15 protein-coding genes are annotated in these 19513 nt (G+C 60.8%); 7 read left to right on the top strand and 8 right to left on the bottom strand.

Annotated elements, in window-relative coordinates; genetic code table 11:
* Positions 1-89 precede the first annotated feature (89 nt).
* The 3 genes from ACRQEC_RS05595 to ACRQEC_RS05585 form a co-directional block, all read right to left on the bottom strand.
* A complete protein-coding gene (locus tag ACRQEC_RS05595) occupies positions 90-3389 on the bottom strand; it encodes an ExeM/NucH family extracellular endonuclease (RefSeq protein ID WP_435730150.1) in 3300 nt (1099 codons plus the stop codon).
* Between the two features lie 195 nt (positions 3390-3584).
* Positions 3585-4274 (bottom strand): response regulator, encoded by a 690-nt coding sequence (locus ACRQEC_RS05590; protein WP_284890063.1) that lies wholly within the window; start codon positions 4272-4274, stop codon positions 3585-3587.
* A gap of 4 nt (positions 4275-4278) precedes the next feature.
* Positions 4279-5637: a sensor histidine kinase gene (locus tag ACRQEC_RS05585; protein WP_284890064.1), complete on the bottom strand. Its 1359-nt coding sequence runs from the start codon at positions 5635-5637 to the stop codon at positions 4279-4281.
* Between the two features lie 209 nt (positions 5638-5846).
* Here ACRQEC_RS05585 and ACRQEC_RS05580 point away from each other — a divergent pair, with 209 nt between their 5' ends.
* From ACRQEC_RS05580 to ACRQEC_RS05550, 7 genes are all read left to right on the top strand, one after another.
* Entirely contained in the window at positions 5847-6515 is a 669-nt protein-coding gene (locus ACRQEC_RS05580; RefSeq protein WP_284890065.1) for a DUF4352 domain-containing protein, read from the top strand.
* 271 nt (positions 6516-6786) lie between these two features.
* Positions 6787-8082: an alpha-amylase family glycosyl hydrolase gene (locus ACRQEC_RS05575; RefSeq protein ID WP_284890066.1), complete on the top strand. Its 1296-nt coding sequence runs from the start codon at positions 6787-6789 to the stop codon at positions 8080-8082.
* Between the two features lie 3 nt (positions 8083-8085).
* The gene (locus ACRQEC_RS05570; protein WP_284890067.1) at positions 8086-8883 is read left to right on the top strand and encodes a YaaA family protein; all 798 of its coding nucleotides are present in this window, start codon (positions 8086-8088) and stop codon (positions 8881-8883) included.
* A 57-nt stretch (positions 8884-8940) separates the two neighbouring features.
* Positions 8941-10014 carry a methyltransferase domain-containing protein gene (locus ACRQEC_RS05565; RefSeq protein ID WP_284890068.1) on the top strand — a complete coding sequence of 358 codons (1074 nt, stop codon included), beginning with the start codon at positions 8941-8943 and terminating at the stop codon, positions 10012-10014.
* Positions 10015-10140: 126 nt separating this feature from the next.
* Positions 10141-10482 carry a type II toxin-antitoxin system RelB/DinJ family antitoxin gene (locus ACRQEC_RS05560; protein WP_284890069.1) on the top strand — a complete coding sequence of 114 codons (342 nt, stop codon included), beginning with the start codon at positions 10141-10143 and terminating at the stop codon, positions 10480-10482.
* 124 nt (positions 10483-10606) lie between these two features.
* Positions 10607-11332 carry a MerR family transcriptional regulator gene (locus tag ACRQEC_RS05555; RefSeq protein ID WP_284890131.1) on the top strand — a complete coding sequence of 242 codons (726 nt, stop codon included), beginning with the start codon at positions 10607-10609 and terminating at the stop codon, positions 11330-11332.
* Positions 11333-11679: 347 nt separating this feature from the next.
* Positions 11680-12654 carry a DUF3137 domain-containing protein gene (locus ACRQEC_RS05550; RefSeq protein ID WP_284890070.1) on the top strand — a complete coding sequence of 325 codons (975 nt, stop codon included), beginning with the start codon at positions 11680-11682 and terminating at the stop codon, positions 12652-12654.
* Between the two features lie 282 nt (positions 12655-12936).
* Here the strand turns inward: ACRQEC_RS05550 and ACRQEC_RS05545 are convergent, their stop codons facing one another.
* The 5 genes from ACRQEC_RS05545 to dnaK form a co-directional block, all read right to left on the bottom strand.
* Positions 12937-14847 carry an ABC transporter ATP-binding protein gene (locus ACRQEC_RS05545; protein WP_284890071.1) on the bottom strand — a complete coding sequence of 637 codons (1911 nt, stop codon included), beginning with the start codon at positions 14845-14847 and terminating at the stop codon, positions 12937-12939.
* A 96-nt stretch (positions 14848-14943) separates the two neighbouring features.
* Positions 14944-15618, bottom strand: coding sequence for a heat shock protein transcriptional repressor HspR (locus tag ACRQEC_RS05540; RefSeq protein ID WP_284890072.1), 675 nt, complete (start codon positions 15616-15618; stop codon positions 14944-14946).
* A gap of 143 nt (positions 15619-15761) precedes the next feature.
* The gene (locus tag ACRQEC_RS05535) at positions 15762-16778 is read right to left on the bottom strand and encodes a DnaJ C-terminal domain-containing protein (protein WP_284890073.1); all 1017 of its coding nucleotides are present in this window, start codon (positions 16776-16778) and stop codon (positions 15762-15764) included.
* 52 nt (positions 16779-16830) lie between these two features.
* Entirely contained in the window at positions 16831-17613 is a 783-nt protein-coding gene (locus ACRQEC_RS05530; protein ID WP_284890074.1) for a nucleotide exchange factor GrpE, read from the bottom strand.
* Positions 17613-19490 carry a molecular chaperone DnaK gene (gene dnaK, locus ACRQEC_RS05525; protein ID WP_026428617.1) on the bottom strand — a complete coding sequence of 626 codons (1878 nt, stop codon included), beginning with the start codon at positions 19488-19490 and terminating at the stop codon, positions 17613-17615. The genes ACRQEC_RS05530 and dnaK overlap by 1 nt, the downstream gene beginning before the upstream one ends.
* Between the last annotated feature and the right edge of the window lie 23 nt (positions 19491-19513).

The raw sequence follows: 19513 nt of genomic DNA, 5'->3' as shown, positions 1-19513 counted from the left end.
AACGTATTTGTAGTTGCATTTTGTGAGAGGCGGGTGGGTGCTGGAACTCGAGGTCCCGGCACCCACCCGTGTTGGTAGAAATATGGAGGTTAGCGGCGCACCGTTGGGGTGTCGGTGCTGTTGCCGTCCCAGTCCCCGATGAAGAGATCATCGCTTACCCGCCCGTACGGGAGGGCGTAATCAGCGTTTCCGCTCACCAGGGAGTTATTGACGTGAATGGTATTGCTGCGGCGGATCGAGAGGGTGTCCCGGCCATCGCCGTCGAAATCTCCCGCGAGGGTGGCATCTCCGGCTCGGCCGTAGGAGAAGACGGTATCTGCTGCGCCGCTGGCCAGCGAGTTCTTCACATAGAAGACATTCCCACGCCGCACCGCAAACGTATCAACACCATCACCATCCCAATCACCAACGAGGACTTCATCGCGGGCCCGGCCGTAGCTGAAGACGAGGTCGGCCACGGTGGCTTGCCAGGTATTGGATAGGTAGAACATATTGCCGGTTGTCGGTGCCGGCGCGGGCGTGGTTGGTTCAGGCGCCGTCGGCTCGGGCGTCGTGGGCGTCGGCTCCGGCGCAGGTTGCGTCGGTTCAGGCGCAGGCGCCGTCGGTTCCGGAGTGGTCGGTTCAGGCGCCGTCGGCTCCGGAGTGGTCGGTTCAGGCGCCGTCGGTTCCGGCGTCGTGGGCGTCGGCTCCGGCGCAGGTTGCGTCGGTTCAGGCGCGGTCGGCTCCGGTGTCGTGGGCGTCGGCTCCGGCGCAGGAGCCGGGTCTTCCTTCTCGGGAATCACCTTGAGCCCAACCTTGAAGGGGTCGTGATCCGAGGAGCGGAAAGCGCTCTCATCCCACAGGTTCTTGACGTTGTAGTTGTAGCGGGAGTACTCCAGGGCCACCGACTCGGGGGAATTGATATTCCACACCTGCCCTCCGGTGGCGAGCTTCGCGGCGGCGGGATTGGCCAGCACGTGATCGAGCGAGCCCACCAGCCCGGAGAATTGGTAGGTGTAAGAATCCGGCTGGAAATGCCCGTGCAGATTGGTGTAGCCGGCCTTCTCAAAGACCCGGATCGGGTCCTCCTTCGAATAGGAGTTAAGATCCCCCACCACAAACACCGGCTTATCGGCGAACTCCGCCGCGATCCAATCGCGCAGCGTCTCCGCCTGCTTGGTGCGCAACAGGTTGTTATTGCCCTGGTACACATCCTCGTCATTCGCGATCTTCTTGGATAGCGAACCCTTGGACTTGAAGTGGTTGGTAATCACCACGAACTCCGGGCCCAGGCCTTCGCCATCCACAACCGCCTGGAAGCTTTGCGCCAGCGGCTGGCGCGCGGTCCCGGTGTACCACTCGCTATTGAGAATCTGCGAGGGACCCACCGCCCGCACCTTATCTTTCTGGTAGATAAAGGCAAGGCGAATATAGTCCTCGTTCTCCCCTACCTTCGCCGGGGAAGGAACATACGCCCAGCGCTCGGCCTGCGCGTCCGCATTGAGGGCCTCCACCAAGGCCCGCACCGCCGTATCGCGATCCCCGCCGGAGACCCGGGCGGTATTCTCAATTTCTTGCAACCCCAGCACGCTGGCATCCAGCTCGTTAATAGCTCGCACAATCTTGGTCTGCTGGCGCGCGAAAGACTCCTGAGTATAAGCCCCGCGCACCTTGCACCGATTCGCCGCGATGGGATTACCTTCGCGGTCGGTATAGGCCCGGCAGCCCTTCTCGTTTTCGCCGAGGCTGGTGAAGTAGTTGAGCACATTGAAGGAGGCAAGAGAAATATCCCCGCCCAGATTCCCGGGGGCAGCCGCGCGGGTGTTCTCAAAAGTAACCACATCGGTGGAGCGATCCGTGCCATCTTCCAGCGTCACCGGGAACCTCGGTTGCAGCTTCCAGGAATTATTGCGGAAGTCCATAATGAGCGCGCCCTGGAGAGTTGCGGCGGCGCCCACGCGCACCGGCGCAGCCTGCGCAGCACGACCGGCCGAACCACCGTTACCAGCCTCGCCGGCAGCACCGGCCTCACCAACCTGAGCCGCCTCATTATCGGCGAACAGATACGGCACCGGCACATTCGTTTGGGCATTGCGCCCGAAGTAGGCCCGCGAGCGCCCATCATCCAGAACCAGCACATTCGCCGCGTTATAGGCGTCCAGGGCCTGTATCTGCTCGGGGTTCTCGCTCGGGTTGAAGCGTTCGCTGGGCTGCCATAGCGGCTGGGTGCCGCAGGCCAGACCCACCTCGCCGTACTGGTTGGTGGCATAGTTATTAGTCACCGTGAGCGGCCCGGTCACGCGCACGAGCATGCCCTCCACCGCTTCGCGCTGCGCCGCCGTGGCGTTGCAGGCGATTTCAACCGGCTCGATTGCCGCCGGCTTTTCCTCCAGCGCGGTAATAGCAGCGGCATTAATTTCGGTCAGTCCGTAAAACTCGGTGACCGTGCCGCGCACCTCCACATAGGTACCAGCCTGCAGCTGTGCGGCCTCCGCCCCGTACACGAAAATACCGTGGGATGCATCAGTATGGTCCACCCCGGGCGTTTGGATATAGGCCCCGTTGAGTCCGCCTTCCGGGTAGGCCGCGGTCACGACGCCGCGCGTGGTCACCTCCTGCCCGGCGAGCGGACTTACCTGCCCGCTTCCCTGAATTTGCGCAATGGTCACGGACGCGGCCGGTTCGCTTCCGGTTCCCGTTCCCGGTTCCGTTGTCGGCTCGGTGCCGGGGCCGGCACCTGGTTCAGGTTGCGGCTGGGTGCCGGGATCCGGTTGGCCCGGGGTTGCGTCGTCGTTCGCACGCCCCGGCGTAGCCGGAACAACACTAAAATCGGCCGCATTATTATTCGTATCCGCGCCGTTGGGGATGCGGGAGGCGGAGTTCGCGGCCATCTGGGAATTGGAGCCGACGCGCGCCGCCTCACCTTCCGCCACGCTCGCGTTCCCGTATCCGACCAGGTCAATAGCGGTGGCGGGATCTGCCAGGGCCGCGTCAATACGCGACGACGGCGCCAGCACCACAATCCCACCCTTGGCTCCGAGGTTAATCGGGGAGGTGGCCGCCTCCGGGAGCTGAGCGCCGTTGGACCCGTTGGATCCGGCGCTGACCACCAGATAAGCCCCGGCATCCAGGCTGCCGCTCAGGGCTACCTTGGAAGAAATGTTCTTCCCGTGGCTCGCCGAATAGCCCAGCGTCAGATCGCTCAGGTCAATTGCCGCCGAGCTCGGGTTATACAGCTCAACGTATTTATGAGTGTAGGTGGATCCGGAGGACCCGCCCCGGGTATAAATCTCATTAATAACAATTCCGGAACCATCCGGCGCGGCGAACGCCGGGAGGAGGCAGACGCCGGGAACCATCAAAGCCGTGGCTGATAGTACCGCAACGCCCGCGAGGGCACGTTTTTTCACGTTGCGACCTTTCTGTGTGGTCCGCGCGTGGCGGGCGCGGAAAGTGCTTCACGCCTCCTCCACGTTAGCCCGGCCGCATCGCCAACTCTTAAACACCAGGTAAACGGGCGGTGACCGGGACTCGCGGCCGCGGCCGCGGCGGAGCCAGCTGCCATGCAGGTGGCCGCGCCGGTACCGAACGCGCGGGCTCGCCGGCTACACAGGTTCGTCGTCGAGCAGCCCGGCGCGTGTCATATCCACCGCGACCCCGATGCGCCCTTCCACCCCCATTTTCGCCACGATGGCGGAGAGATGCGTTTTCACCGTGGATTCGGAGAGGTGCAATTTCTCGCCAATATCGCGATTCGAGAGCCCCCGGGACACCTGCCGGGCCACCTCGAGTTCGCGGGCGGTGAGCCGCGCGATTTTTTCCTGGGCGCGCCGGCGCACGCTCACGGTGCGGGTCGCCGCTAAATATTCGTACACCTGCCTGGCCGCGCGCGGGGAGAGCGCGCCATCCCCGGCTGCCACATTGCGAATCGCCTGGAGGAGAACCTGGGGATCTTCCGATTTGAGAATAAAGCCGGAAGCACCGGCTTCCGCGGCGCGCACCGCTTCATCGTCGGCATCCAGGGTGGTCACCACAATGACCTGGGGTGGATGCGGGAAACGCCGCAGCTGGCGCGTGGCCTCGATACCGTCCATACCTCCGGGCATCGCCACGTCCATAAGCACGACGTCGACCTTCACCGCGGTGAGAGTTTCCAAAGCTTCGCGGGCCGTGCCCGCCTGCGCCACGACCTCACTATCGCGCTCCGGACTCAGGTTAATAATCTGTACCAGGAGACGGCGAACCATCGGGTCGTCATCAACGACCATAACGCGAATGGGTGAGGAAATCGGCACCGCGCTATTTTACCATTCCAGAATTGCCGCCCCGGGCACTCCCGTCCCAGGGAAGGTGCACATCCACTGCGAAAACGCCGCCTTCGGTACTGAAGTTAGCGCGCCCGCCCAGGGCCTGCGCCCGGGCCTGCACCCCGCGCAATCCCGATCCTGCCCCGTGCTCGCTTTCCCTCTGCTCCCCGTCATGCGGGGCGGGCAGGGCGTTACGCACCGCAATATCGAGGCCCTGGCCTGGCCCGCCACTCACCCGCACCCGGGTGGTTTCTTCCGGGGCGTATTTCACCGCGTTGGTGAGTAGTTCCTGGACAATGCGGTAGCAGGCCGTGGTGAGCGCGGCCGGGGCGCGTTCCGCATCCGTAATAAAAACATTGGCGACGACGGGATGCCCGGCCGCCAGCACCTTATCAATATGATCGGCTAATTCGGTGAGGGAACGCGGCGGGCGGTAGGCCGAGGAACTCGGATCGCGCATGACCCGCACCAGGGAACGCAAATCATCGGTGGCCTGGCGGGAAGATTCCCGCAGGGACCGCGCCGCTTCTTCTAAGTCCGCATCCCCGCGCGCCAGCAGTTCCAAAGAGCCGGCCTGCAGGCTCATAATGGCCAGCTGGGAGCCGATGGAATCGTGAATTTCCCGGGCCAGGGCATCGCGTTCTTCTTTGCGGGTGAGCTGGGTTTCCAGCTCTTCGGAGGTGGCGGCGGAGGCTTGGAGTTCCTCGCTGGTGGCATCCAGGCGATGGTGAGTTTCCTGGAGCTCCGCGGTGGCACTGCGCCACAGCCCCCAACCGATAGGCAGAAGCACCGCCACCGCGTACAGCACCAGGAGCGGCACAATATTATTCGGGAAATCCTCCAGCGGATTCTGGTGATTGAGGAAGCCCATCACCCAGGAAGAGTTGTAATCTTTCCCGGTCAGCTCGCGGGCGAATTGCCAGGCGGTAATGAGGGCATACATGAGGCACACGCCCAGGGCGCGGCGTCGTCGCCCCAGGGCACGCGCCCCCGCAAGATAGCGCGGCAGCAAAAACCCGACCACCGGTCCGATCGCACCCAAGGTGGAACACACGGCCGCAACCGCAAGCGCGCGGCGCGGGTAGCGTTCCCGACGCGCCACCCAGATGCCCGCCATAATGCAGCAGCACATCGATACGAAGATCCCGACTTCGTCGAGGGTGCCGAGCCAGCCGGGCAGCGCGCGGATTTTTGCGCGTTCAATCTGGTAGCCGACCCCCACGACCATGACGATATATATGGCGGCAGTTTTGAGATAGAAGGGGAGGGCGGCGAGTCCGCGCCGGCGCGCCGGTCTCTGGCCCGCACGCGCCGCCGCACCGCTGCGTTTCTTCGGCGCGTGATCTGTCATGCCTGTGATTGTACGGCGCGCCCGCGCGCTCCAGAACCGCCGTTCGGCCCGCGGATGCCACCCAAAGGGATGAGGCCGGTCTGCCCAGGTGGAGGATGTGCGCGCCACGCCGCGCTTCTACCCTGGAGGCGATACGTGAGCGACTCCGGCCGCGGGCCTCCTGCCGGGCCGGGGCGGCGCCCACCGCTGTAGATAAGAAAGGTTCTCGCATGTCAACATCCACGCCGCCGGTGTACGGCGCAGTACCCGCCCCAGAACAGAAAAAGAATTGGTTCGCGCGCCACAAGCTCCTTACCGCGCTGCTTGTTATTGTGGTGCTCGCGATTGTCGGCACCGCTCTGTCCAAGCAATCCGATGGCAAGCCCGCCGCCACGTCCAGCTCCCAGGCTGCCGATAGCGCGGCATCCGGGAACGCCGCGGAGGGCTCGGATAAGAAGGCCGAGGCTGAGGGCGATAAGGCTGATAAGAAAGATAAGAACGACGACGCAACCGTGGGCATCGGCACCCCGGTCGTTCTCGGTGATTTTGAAGTGACCGTCACCAATGTGGAGAAGGGCGTGAGCCATATCGGCAATGATGTGCTGGGCAAGGATGCCACCGGCCAGTACGTCATTGTGGATGTGACCGTGAAGAATACCGGGAAGGAAGCAGCTGGCTTCGCCGAATCGGAGCAGAAGCTCGTGGATACCGAGGGGCGCCAACATTCGGTTTCCGGGGATTCCCTGTACCTGGGCGATGCGTCGATGATCTACGAGAAGGTCAATCCGGGCAATACCGTGAGCGGGAAGCTGCTCTACGATGTGCCGGCCGATGCGGTTCCGGCCAAGCTGGAACTGGAGACCGGGTGGATTCATAACGCGACCGTCACCTTGCAGTAAGCGCTGCTTACTTCGCGTGGCGTTTTTCGCGCGGCGTGTTTCCTGCGCCTGGCATTTGGTTTCGCCGGTTTCGCGCGGCGCTGTGTCACGCGGCGTTTCTCTTCGCGGCCCTTCGCTCTAGAATCGAGAGCGAAGGGCCGCGGCGCATTCACCCAGCTGAGCGCGCTCCGCGGCGGCGCTCTTGGCGGCGCGCGCCCGCGGCGCACAGGCGATCAAACGAACAAGCGAATAAGCAACCAAGCGATCAAGCGAAGAAAGGCAGCTCGTAGCTATGTCACAGCTCGACACCATCTGGTGGCAAGTTTTTGCCCTGGGAGCCTGCGGGGCGCCCATTCGCGAGGGGCATAGCCCCCTGACCGCGGCCGGGGAGCTTCCCGGCGCCACTCCCGGTGAACACCGCTTACGGGCTTTGGATCCGTGGCTGGATTATCTTATTGAGCTCGGTGCCAATGGCCTGCTCCTCACCCCGATTTTCGCTTCGGTTTCCCACGGCTATGACACCCTCGATCATTTCCGCCTCGACCCGCGCCTGGGCGATAACGCGGATATCACCCATCTTATTGAGGAAGCGCACCGCCGCGGAATCCGGGTACTTTTCGACGGAGTCTTCAACCATATTTCCCGCTCCCATCCGCAGCTCGAAGAACTGGGCCTACGCACGGAGAGCGGCGATTTCCACACCTGGGAAGGTCACGGGGATCTCATTACCCTCGACCATTCTTCGCCGCGGGTGCGTGAGCTGGTCCGCGAGGTCATGGAATTCTGGCTGGAGCGTGGTATCGACGGCTGGCGCCTCGACGTGGCCTACGCGGTCCCGACCGATTTTTGGGCGGAAGTACTCGGGAAAGTCCGCGAGCGTTTCCCCGAAGCGCTGTTCCTAGGCGAAGTTATCCACGGCGATTACCCCGATTTCGTGGCGCGCTCCAGCGTGGATACCCTCACCCAGTACGAGCTCTGGGCCTCGATCCGCCAGTCGATTGCCGCGCGTAATTTCTGGGAGCTGGACTGGAATCTGGGGCGGCACGCGCAGTTCTGCGAGCATTTCATTCCCAATACGTTCATCGGCAACCACGATGTGGAACGCATCGCCACCGCGGTGGGCCCGGCCGGCGCGGTGCTGGCCGCCGCGGTGCTCTTCACGGTTCCCGGGATGCCTTCGATTTATTACGGGGACGAACAGGGCTTCACGGGGACCAAACTCGAAGGCTTTTCCGCCGACGACCAATTGCGCCCGCCCCTACCCGAACGCCCCGAACAGCTCTCTGACCTGGGTGCCGGGATGTACGACGCCTACCGCGCCCTCATCGCGCTGCGCCGCACCCACCCGTGGCTCACCCGCGCCCGCCTTGAGGTCACGGGCAAGGATAATACCTGGATCGAGTACCGCGTGTGGGAGCGTCAGCACGACGACGCAGCTCCGGCCAGTGTGGACTCGGGCCAGTCCGCTGAGCTGCGGGTGCGCCTCGAACTCGAGCCGCACCCGAGCGTTCGTGTCATGGGAGTTGATCCTGCCGGAGGCGACGTTGAACTCTTTTCCTGGCACGCCGATGCGGAAAGCGGGGAGTAAACAGTGCTTATCCTCCTACCTCCTTCGGAAGGGAAAACCGCGCCGGCCAGCGGCCCCGCCCTTGACCTGAGCGCCCTGAGTATCCCGGAATTCACGGCCTTGCGCACCGAGCTGGTGGCGGAGCTGGAAGAAGTGTCCCGCCGCCCGGACGCCCTCGATATTCTCGGGGTGGGCCCAAGTATTGCTAATGAGGTCGCCACGCAGATCACGCTGCGCGAGCAGCCCTGCGCCCCGGCCTGGCAGGTGTATACCGGGGTGCTCTACCAGGCCCTCGATATGGGGAGCTTCTCAGAAGCGCAGCTCACCAGCGCCGGGGAGCACACCCTGATTTTCTCGGGGCTCTTCGGGGCCACCTCGCCGCTCGACCTCATCCCCTCCTACCGATTGGGAATGAACGTGGAGCTGGGCGGCGCGAAAATTTCGGCCCGCTGGGCACCCCTGTGGCCGGTTCTCAACAGCCGGGCCTCCGGATTGGTCATTGACGCGAGGTCCGGTGCGTATGCGGGATGGAAGGTGCCGGCTAGCTGCGACGTCGTAAAAATAACCGCAACCCGCATCACGGGCGCAACGTCTCGAACTATCTCGCACGCCGCGAAATATTTCCGCGGGCGGGTGGCGCGTCTGGCGCTCCTGGCTGATGCTCCGCCGCGCGAAGCCGAAGAATTGGCGGAATTGTGCCAGCACTTGGTGGGCGAGGAAACCGCCGCCGGGGCGATCACCGGGGTGGAATTGGGGCCGGCGCGGCGCGGGGTGCGCGAGCTCGCGGTGGTGGAGACCGTGGATGCGGGGCGCGCCCACTAAGCTGGGACCGTGCGTTGTTCGTATTTTGAGGCGGGGACCTGCCGTTCGTGTACCCGGATGGGTGAGCCCTACCCCGCTCAGGTGGCGGACAAGGAGGAACGCCTGGCCGAATTGCTGGCGCCTTTCGCACCGGAGTGGCTGCCGCCGGCGCTCTCCCCGGAATCGCATTTTCGCAATAAAGCGAAGCTCGCCGTGGGCGGAAGTGCGCAGGCGCCGACGCTGGGAATTTTAGATCGGGGTATGCGCGGGGTGGACCTGCGCGAATGCGGGCTTTACGAGCAGCCCATTACCGCGGCGCTCCCGGCGCTGAGCGAGTTCATCGGGCGGGCGCGGCTCACGCCTTTTGACGTGCCGAGCGGGCGCGGGGAACTCAAAAATATTCTTATTACCGCTGCGCCGAGCGGTGAGCTGCTACTACGTTTTGTGCTGCGTTCGACCGAGTCGGTGGTGCGGATTCGCAAGCACCTGCCCTGGTTGCGTGCGCAGCTCCCGAACGCTCGGGTTATTTCTGTTAATTTGCTGCCGCAGCGTGCCGCTCTCGTGGAGGGTGAGGAGGAGATTGTGTTGACCGGGGAGGATACGTTGCCGTTCCCGCTCGGCGCGGTGACGCTTTACCTCACCCCACGTTCGTTTTTCCAGACGAATACCACGATTGCCCGGGCGATGTACGCACAAGCGCGCGAGTGGGCCGCGGGTTTAGATGGGGTGCGCACGGTCTGGGATCTATATTGCGGGGTGGGTGGTTTCGCGTTGCACGTGGCCGGCCCGGGGCGGCGCGTGACCGGCGTGGAGATTTCCGAGGCCGCAGTGGATTCCGCGCGCCGCGCTGCCGCGAAGGCCGGCAGTTCCGCGCAGTTTTTTGCCGGCGACGCCGCACGTGCCGCCGGCAAGCTCGGCGGCACACCCGATCTGCTCATCGTCAATCCCCCGCGGCGTGGCCTGACCGATCTCACCGAGTGGATTGCGGCGAATCCCCCGCGCTGGCTCATCTATTCATCGTGCAATCCCACCACGCTGGCCAAGGACTTGCAGCTGCTGGAGGGCTTTGCCGTGCACGAGGCGCGCCTCATGGACATGTTCCCGCAAACCGCACACATGGAGTGCTTGGTGCTGGCCGAGCGGGTGGATTAGGCGGGGCCGCGGAGTTTCGGAAGCAGTATGCCGCTATATTTATTCTGGGCTTTTCGCGAGGGATAAACGCTTGCGCATGCCACTACATTGGCGCAGACTGTTCTACAGGAGACAAAGAGGTCACCCGTGGCAAAGACAGCGAATGTATACGTACGCATTGATCCCGAGCTCAAGGAACGAGCAGAACGTATTTTGAGCTTATTGGGTATCTCCCCGTCAACTCTTATTACCCTGCTTTATAAGCAAGTGATCTTGCACCGCGGTATCCCCTTTGAAGTGAAGCTCCCGTATGCCAGGCCGGTTGATATTAGCTCGCTGACCAAAGATGAGTTAATTGCCGAATTGGACAAAGGCCTCCGGTCCATCGAATCTGGCGCCACCCAACTCGCAGACGAAGTATTTAAATCACTGAGTTTAGAGTTCGGCGAATGGGATTCCGCGATAGGTACCGATGCCCAACCACTTTAATTCATATGGCGTTCTTGCTGCTCGGAGCTCGTCTGCGTTTAACTGCGGGCAGGCCTGATTTCTGCCATTTGACCCTGACGTTACGTCACACTCTACCGTTGTTAACACGGAAGGAGGATGAGTGATGAAAACCGTCAATGAGGTCAGCAAAATTGCCGGCATTAGCGTTCGCACGTTGCAGTACTACGACAGAATCGGGCTTCTCAAGCCCACCGATTACTCGGATGCTGGATACAGGCTGTACAGCGACTCGGACGTGAAACAGCTGCAATATATTTTGCTTTTTCGGGAGTTGGAATTCCCGCTCAAAGAAATCAAAACCATAGTCCACAGCAAGAACTTCAATGAAGCCGAGGCGCTCGACCAGCAGATAACCCTACTGTCCCTGAAAAGGGACCGACTCGAAGCCTTGTTGGACTTCGCAAAAAGAATTAAATCGTCAGGAGGTACCTATATGGATTTCACAGTTTTTGACACCGGAAAAATCGATGATTACGCACGCCAGGCCCGAGAGCGCTGGGGTACAACGTCGGAATATCAGGAGTATGAATCCAAGCACGCAGGACGGAACGCTACGGAAAATCAGGCTATTACCCAGAGCCTCATGTTAATTTTCGGCGAATTCGGGAAGATCAAAACCGGCACTCCCGACTCTCCGGAGGCCCAGGCGCTGGTGAAAAAGCTGCAAGGGTTCATTACGGATAATTTCTATACGTGCACGGATGAGATCCTGGCTGGCCTCGGGGAAATGTATGCCGACGGTGGCGAGTTCACTCGCAATATTGATGATTTTGCGGGCGAAGGAACCGCGGTATTCGTTCACGAAGCCATCAAGCACTACTGCGCATAATTCATCGCCATCCACTTCCCTATAGCTGTGCCCGGTGCCGCCTCCCCGCCTACCTTATCCGTAGTCGAAGAGCGGCACCGGGCACACAACAAGGATCGGACTACGGGAGTTAAGCACCCGGGGCAGGTTGCGGATAGGTAACGAGCAGATGTACGAATGAGCCGCGGGTTTGGATGGGGTGACCACGGTCTGGGATCTGTATTGAGGGGTGGGCGGTTTCACGGAGTCTGTCAAGTTCAAGAATGAAAAGCTAAACTGATTTGAGACAGTAGCCTACGCCCAACCGATAGAAGAAAAAGTTCCTCTAATCTCTATTGCCAGACTCACGACGGGAGAAGTTCACGCAAATGGACAGCTTAGACGCGCAAGCTAAAGCGAGAGTCGTTCAAGCCCAGTTGGCAAATAACTCGTCACTTACGAAAGTGAAGCAAAAAATGCAGAGGATAAATAAGCGTCGGCGTGGGCTTAGCGCACTCCTAACGATGTTCATCCTACTTATGACGACGAATTATGCGACAGGGTTTTATAGATCGTTTATCACAGAGGTTTCCATGCTTAAAATCAATCTTCTTCTCCTCGGACTACTGCTTGTCTTTGGTTTCCGTATCTTTAATCCACCTTCTCTAGCTAAGCTATATCGCAAACACTTCTTCAAACCTACCTTTAATCTTATTTTCCCAAAGGCCTCAATTCTTTATACCGACACAGGAAATGACGCCACGGACGAGCAAGAGACGTTAACGACTATTACGCCTTATGCCAGGAAATACGCAATAATCTATGAAAGCAATTGCTATATTCAATTTGGAGATGTTTGGCAGACCAAATTCTGCAATCTTCACGCGATGATTAAAGGTTTTCAAGGCCGTAACACAACAGCCTTTTGGGGACAGGTATTCAAAAGAACCTTGCCCACACCACCCCAAGGAAAATTGCGGTTAGTTCCAAAAAATTACTTTCTTGGAAGAGAACGGCAAGGCGGACACCCAAAAGCAGTAGCAAACGAGATAAAAATCGAGTTGCAAAATAGAACCTTTAATGACCACTATAACGTGTATTGTTCAGATGAACAGACGGCACGTAACCTACTCAGTCCCCCAATTCAATCAGAACTCGTTCGTTGGGCAACTGTTTGTCCCATTTATTTAGTGATTGAAGGTAGCTCGCTAATCTTGTCTTTTTATACAGGACAGTTCGTTTTCCAAACACCGAAAGATAAGGAAGGAGTCGAAGCTTTATCTTACGAAAGTGAATATCGTAAAATTGTTGATGCACTGAGAGGATCTTGTAGATTATTAGACGATCTATGTGAAGTCTTGTAAATTAGAAACAGTTAAGACCGGCCGATACAAAAAGCTATAGGAAGGGTCTTTGAATTAATAACACGTGTCGGAGCCCCTGCCCAATAATCGATGTCACGTGCCAAATCATTGCAGTAGGACCTACCAAATCATTGCAGTAGGATCGACCAAATCATTGCAGTAGGAACTGGCGGATCCGCACAATAGCAACGGAAAACCCCGCTTGCACCACTATCAGAGACAGGCATGGTCGCGCACGGCTCGCGCACGGCTCGCGCACGGCTCGCCCCTCGGCTCATACTCCTACCGCAAGCCGTAGCGCTTGAGGTGGCGTTGGGCGCGCGCGGAGTTGTCATTCTGCAAGGCGAGCAGCTCGGCGTAGATTCCCCCGGACTCGGCAAGCTCGGCCGGGCTACCTACCTCATCAATACGCCCCGCCCGCAGCGTGATAATGCGGTCCACGCTGGCGATGGTCGAGAGCCGGTGCGCGATAATAATCGAGGTGCGGTCTTTCATGAGTTCTTCCAGCCCAGCCTGCACCCACCGCTCGGAGCGGGTATCCAGCGCGGAGGTTGCTTCGTCGAGCACCAAAACCGGAGCAGCTTTGAGCATGGCGCGAGCCACGGCGATGCGCTGGCGTTGCCCACCGGAAAGCTTGAGTCCGCGCTCCCCGATGACGGTGTCATACCCCTGGGTGAAACGCCGAATAAAACGATCCGCGTGGGCGCGACTCGCGGCATCGAGGATTTCTTCCTCGGTGGCATCCGGGCGCCCATAAGCAATATTTTCCCGAATTGTTCCGGAGAAAAGCGCCGGGTCCTGGAAAACTACCCCGATGGCGGCTCGCACCTGCTGAAGTGACAGACCCGCGATATCGCTGCCGAAGAGCTCAATATGCCCGGCCCGCGGTTCGTATAGCCCCAGGAGAAGCGAAGTCAGCGTGGTTTTCCCACCCCCGGATTCGGAAACGAAAGCGACCCGTTCCCCCGGCTCGATAGCGAAACTAACATCGCGTAAAACATCCGGATCTGTGCCGTATCCAAAAGTCACGTTCTCGAAACGAATCGCCGGCACATCAGGCTCAATTTCCACCAATTTCTGGTGGAGCGCGCGGGCCGTGAGTGGGCGGGCCGGTGCGGCGTCGTCGTTAGGAGTAAGGGCGGCGCCGTTAGGAGTAACGGCAGTGCCGCGAGGAAAAGTCGCGCCGCCGGTCAATACGGGGCGCTGGCCGCGTTCGGTTTCGGTGAGTTCCATGACCTCGAAGTAATCGCGCGAGCCAGCGATGGCGTGCTGGGTGGTGTCCACGATCCAGCTCATGGACATGACCGGGCGGCGCGCCATTCCCACGAGTTGCACCAGGATAACCATGTCGCCCACGGAGAATTGGCCGCGGGCGGTGCGCAGGAAGATAATCGCGTAAATCGCGAAGAAAATAATGGCCATAACCATGCGACGCAGGAAGTCCATGGTGTGCCAGTGGCGGGATTGGTTGGCGGTGAGGCGCTCGGCGTGCTCGTAGTGACGGGCGAAATGCGCGAGTTCGCCACGTTCGCGGGTGAAGGATTTGACCACGCGGATCTGGCCGATTACTTCGTTGAAGCGCCCGCCGGCCACGTCGATGTCTTCGTTTTTCTGTGCTTCCAGGCATTGCCAGCGCCGCGAGGTGAGGGCGGTCAGCCACATGTAAATCGGGAAAATAATAAGCAGGAGAAGGCAGAGCAGCGGGGAATAAATAAAGGAAATAATCAGGACGGCGATCACCGTGAGCAGCGTGGTGAAGAAGGAGTTTGCGAAGTTCTTGACGAAATTCGTGACCTCCATGATGGAGCGGTTGAGGCGCGAGGTGATGGTGCCGGTGAGTTCGCGGTCGAAATAGTCTTGCGGGAGGGTGAGGAGTTTATCGAAGTAGCGCACGGAGAGGATGGAGCGCATTTTTTGGCTCATGAGGTCGCCGGCGTATCCGCCCAGTGAGTCGATGGTGGTGGAGAAAAAGTCGATGGCGAGGAAGGCGCCGGCCAGTAGGATGACCCGCCGCACCGCCACATCAACCTCGAGGCTGCCGCTCACGGCAGCAACCGCGGTATCGGTGGCGGCGCCGAGCACGAAGGGAGCAACAATGGTTCCGGCGGTCACGAGGATGGATGCGAGGGCCACCGCCACGTAGTAGCGGGACAGCGCGGAGGTGAAACGAAAAATTCTTAGCAGTGCGTGCACATAGTGACCCTAGCAGTACTGCGCACTGTTCCCGGGCCGTTCGAGTGCCGCGCCGCGCTGGAAGTCACGGTCGCGTTCCTGGGTGCCGTCGCGTTCCTAGGCGCGGTCAAGCTCGCGGTCACGTGCGTGGTTGCGGTCGCGGTTGTGTTCGCGGTTGTGTTCGCGGTTGTCGTCCCAATCCATCTGCACCGCGAGCGCGGCGAGGAGCAGGTCGAGAGTATGGGGTTGGTAGCGGGTCAGTTCGGAGCCGGGATGGCGCGCGGCGCCGGCTGCGGAACTTGCCGCCGAACTTCCGGCAGCTCCCGCGCGGGAAGGCCCGGCACTTTCTTGGGCGCGTAATTGCGCGAGACGCTGCGCGGCCTGGTGGCGTAGATACTCGCGTAGGTCTTTATGACCGCGGGTAAGAACGACGTCGCCATCCGCTCCGGCAGCAAAAATCCGGCGAGCATGGGCGCGCCGTTCGTTGGCGCGTTCCCGCTCTGCCGCGAGTTCTTGCTCGGCACGCTGGAGGGAGCGGGTGAGCTGGTCGATACGTTCTTGCATCTGGAGGATGCGGGCGATGCCGGCCAGGTTGATGCCATCCTCCTGGGACATGCGTTGAATTTCTTGGAGGCGTTCCACATCCTCCAGGGAGTAGCGCCGCCCGCCTCCGCGGGTGCGCCGGGCGGACACCAGCCCCAGGCGGTCATATTGGCGCAGCGTCTGGGCGTGCATGCCCGCGAGTTCGGCCGCTACTGACACCGTGAGTAACGGTGCGCGTCGATTCGCCATACCTCCTCAACCTCCTTTGTTGGGGTTCCGGGCCCGGCCCCGCGCGGGGCCGGGCGAGCCGGGTTTTTCGTTCCTCGTGCCGCTTCGCTAGTGCTTCGCGTTAGCTTGGCTAGCCGTTGGCATGAGCTTCGCTAGCGCTTCGCCTAGACCTTGGCCATGCGAATGAAATCCGCGCGCGGATCGGCATCGTCCGTGGCCTTGGCGAAGAGTTCCACAGTTTTGCGGGCGTCATCCGACAGCCGAGTGGGAACCACGACCTTGAGACGCACGTACATATCCCCGGCCGTACCCTTGGCCGTGAGGCCCTTGCCGCGCACCCGCAGAATTTTATCCGTGGAGGAACCGGCCGGGATTTTCACCCGGACGGTGTGCCCTGCCAGTGTGGGTACTTCTACGGTAGCCCCGAGAGCGGCTTCCGGGAAGGACACCGGGACATTGACGTAAACATCTTTGCCCTGCACCTCGAAAACCGGGTGGGGCTCCACGTGGACGGTGACGATAATATCGCCAGCCGGCCCGCCGTTGATGCCCGGATGCCCCTTCCCGGCGATCCGGATTTTCTGGCCGTCGCTCACGCCGGCCGGGACTTTCGCGGTCACGGACTTGCCGGAGGCGGTTTGGATTTTCACGGTGGCGCCGTCCACAGCCTGGCGGAGCGGGAGCGAGACCGTGGCGGTCATATCCGCACCCTTCTGGGCCCGGCGCTGGGAGCCGAATCCAGCGAAACCTCCGCCTCCCTGGCCGCCCCCGAAAAGTCCACCTAGCACGTCCTCGAAGTTGCCGCCGAAGCCGCCTGCGCGGGTGCCGCCCGTGGAGGATGAGGCGTGGTAGGTTCCGCCGCGGCCGCCGGAGAACATGGAGAAGATGTCCTCAAAACCGCCGCTGCCTTGCCCACCGGCCCGGAAGCGGGGCCCGCCGGCCCCGAGCGCCCGGATCGCATCGTATTGCTTGCGATCCTCCGGGTTGGAGAGAACCTGGTAGGCCTCCCCCACCCTCTTGAACTTTTCTTCGGCGTCCTTCGAGCCGCCATTCCGATCGGGGTGGTAACGGCGGGATAGCTTCCGGTAGGCCTTTTTAATATCCTCCTGGGTGGCGTCTTTTTTCACGCCGAGTTCCTGGTAGAAATCCTTATCGAGCCAATCTTGGCTTGCCCCTGCCATATGCTCACCTCCCCTTTCTTATCCTGCTGTGTGTATTCCGTGAAGCCTGCCCCTACTCTTCCGGTGAGACCACTCCCACCCGGGCCGGGCGGAGAACCTTATCCGCCACGGTGTAGCCGGGTTGGATAAGCGTCTCGATAGTTTGGGCGGTGGCTTCCGCTGAGGACCGATTCATGAGTGCCTCGTGGTACTCCGGATCGAATTCATCACCAACCGCACCGAAACGCGCCACCTTGAAGGTGGAGAAGAGAATCTGCTCCACCTTCTCCGCGATCAAGCCGGTGGGACCTTCCAGGTCCCCGTGCTGGCGGGCCAGCTCCACATCATCAAGAACCGGGAGCAAAGCCTCAATCACTTTGAGAGTGCCCGAATCGCGGTGCGCTCCGGCTTCCTGCTTGGAGCGGCGCACGTAATTCGTGTACTCCGTTTCGGTGTTGTACAGCGATGCCTGGGCGCGTTTGAGCTGATCCTCCAGGGTGCTGATGGTCGCCATTGCTTCGCTGAGCGGATCGGCCGCGACGGCCTCTGCATCGCCTGCGCCGGCTTCAGCACCGGAAGCTTCAGTATCGGCTTCCTGAGCATCCGATGCCTGGCCATCACCAGCAGCGCCGGCTTCTCCAGCGCCCGCCTCGGGTTTCTGAGCCGTGCCCGTGCCAGCTTCACCCGCACCAGCCGGCGAGGCCGCGGCGGCAGCTGCGTCGTCGTTCCCAGAAACAGCGCCCGCACCGGAACCGCCCACACCGTTACCGGCACCCGCGTTTTCCCCGGCACCGGAACTAACAGCAGACTCCTCCACGCCGTCCGGACCGTTGCGCTTCAGATCGTCCTCACTCATTACTTATTCTCCTCATCGTCCACGACTTCGGCGTCGACGATATTGTCGTCAGAAGAACCGGACGCGCCGGAACCACCCGCGGCACCGGAAGCATTCGCGCCGCCGTTCTGCTCAGCGGCCTGGGCCTGCGCGTAAATTTCCTGCCCGATCTTCTGCGATTTCTCGTTGAGTTCAGCCAGGGCGCTCTTGACATCCTCCACGTTGCCGGTGCCCTTGAGAGTTTCGCGCACCTTGGCGATGGCCTCCTCCACCTCGGTGACGGTGGCATCGGTGAGCTTGTCCTTATTGTCCTTGATCAGGCGCTCAATGGAGTACGCGGTCTGCTCCGCCTGGTTGCGAGTATCGGTTTCTTCCTTGGCCTTGGCGTCTTCCGCGGCGTGCTCCTCAGCTTCCTTGACCATGCGGTTGATTTCCTCTTCGGAGAGGGCCGAACCGCCGGTAATGGTCATGGACTGTTCCTTGCCGGTGGACTTATCGCGCGCGGACACATGCACGATGCCGTTGGCGTCGATATCGAAGGTGACCTCAATCTGCGGCACCCCGGACGGAGCCGGCGCGATCCCGGTCAGATCGAAGGTGCCCAGCGGCTTGTTATCGCGCGTGAACTCACGTTCACCCTGGAACACCTGGATGGATACCGAAGGCTGGTTATCTTCCGCGGTGGAGAAGGTTTCCGAATGCTTGGTGGGAATAGCGGTATTGCGCTGGATGAGCTTGGTCATCACGCCGCCCTTGGTTTCAATACCGAGGGAGAGCGGGGTAACGTCAATAAGCAAAACATCCTTGCGGTCCCCGGTAATCACACCGGATTGCAGCGCCGCACCCACGGCCACAACCTCATCGGGGTTCACGCCCTTATTGGGTTCGCGCCCGTTGGTGAGCTCCTTGACCACTTCGGTCACAGCCGGCATACGAGTGGATCCGCCCACCAGCACCACGTGATCAATATCGGAAATCTGGATGCCCGCATCGCGAATCACGTTCATGAACGGGGTCTTGGTACGGTCCAGCAGATCCTTGGTCATATCCTCAAACTTGGCGCGGCTGAGGGTTTCATCCACGTGGATCGGCCCGGATTCACTCATCGAGATATAGGGCAGCGAAATCTGGGTGGAAGTTGCGGCAGACAGCTCAATCTTCGCCTTTTCCGCGGCTTCCTTGAGGCGCTGCAACGCGATCTTATCCTTGGACAGATCCACACCGGAGGCATTCTTCACCTGGTCAACCAGCCAATTGACGATACGCTGATCCCAATCATCCCCGCCGAGCTTGTTATCCCCGGAGGTGGCCTTCACCTGGATGAAGGAGAAATCATCCTCATCCTTACCCACTTCCAGGAGGGAAACATCAAAGGTGCCGCCTCCCAGGTCGAAGACCAGAATCGTTTCATCTTCCTTGCCCTTTTCCAGGCCGTAGGCCAGCGCCGCGGCCGTGGGTTCGTTGACGATACGCTGCACATTCAGGCCGGCGATGGTACCGGCATCCTTGGTGGCCTGGCGCTGCGCGTCATTGAAGTAGGCCGGCACGGTAATAACCGCATCGGTGACGGTATCGCCCAGGTAGGCTTCCGCATCCTTCTTCAGCTTCTGGAGAATAAACGCGGAAATCTGCTGTGCGTTGTAATCCTTACCGTCAATATCAACCTTCCAGTCATCACCCATATGGCGCTTGACGGAAGAAATCGTGCGATCAACATTGGTGACAGCCTGACGCTTGGCCACTTCGCCCACGAGCACTTCTCCGCTCTTAGAGAAGCCCACGACGGACGGGGTGGTGCGCGCACCTTCCGCATTCGCGATCACCGTGGGTTCCCCGCCTTCGAGGACGGCCACCACGGAGTTGGTTGTTCCCAAGTCAATACCTACTGCACGTGCCATGATTGCTCCTTCTGCATTCGTGC

It is taken from the genome of Actinotignum saccati (assembly GCF_051265055.1).
Taxonomy (GTDB): Bacteria; Actinomycetota; Actinomycetes; order Actinomycetales; family Actinomycetaceae; genus Actinotignum.
Note: the sequence above shows the minus strand (reverse complement) of the source record. Positions and strands in the feature narration are given on the sequence as shown.

Bases quoted from the DNA above. Each gene is read 5' to 3' on its own strand.
- dnaK (WP_026428617.1), bottom strand. From the start codon at position 19,490: ATGGCACGTGCAGTAGGTATTGACTTGGGAACAACCAACTCCGTGGTG.
- ACRQEC_RS05535 (WP_284890073.1), bottom strand. From the start codon at position 16,778: ATGGCAGGGGCAAGCCAAGATTGGCTCGATAAGGATTTCTACCAGGAA.
- ACRQEC_RS05585 (WP_284890064.1), bottom strand. From the start codon at position 5,637: ATGACAGATCACGCGCCGAAGAAACGCAGCGGTGCGGCGGCGCGTGCG.
- ACRQEC_RS05565 (WP_284890068.1), top strand. From the start codon at position 8,941: ATGGGTGAGCCCTACCCCGCTCAGGTGGCGGACAAGGAGGAACGCCTG.
- ACRQEC_RS05580 (WP_284890065.1), top strand. From the start codon at position 5,847: ATGTCAACATCCACGCCGCCGGTGTACGGCGCAGTACCCGCCCCAGAA.
- ACRQEC_RS05555 (WP_284890131.1), top strand. From the start codon at position 10,607: ATGAAAACCGTCAATGAGGTCAGCAAAATTGCCGGCATTAGCGTTCGC.
- ACRQEC_RS05550 (WP_284890070.1), top strand. From the start codon at position 11,680: ATGGACAGCTTAGACGCGCAAGCTAAAGCGAGAGTCGTTCAAGCCCAG.
- ACRQEC_RS05575 (WP_284890066.1), top strand. From the start codon at position 6,787: ATGTCACAGCTCGACACCATCTGGTGGCAAGTTTTTGCCCTGGGAGCC.
- ACRQEC_RS05530 (WP_284890074.1), bottom strand. From the start codon at position 17,613: ATGAGTGAGGACGATCTGAAGCGCAACGGTCCGGACGGCGTGGAGGAG.
- ACRQEC_RS05540 (WP_284890072.1), bottom strand. From the start codon at position 15,618: ATGGCGAATCGACGCGCACCGTTACTCACGGTGTCAGTAGCGGCCGAA.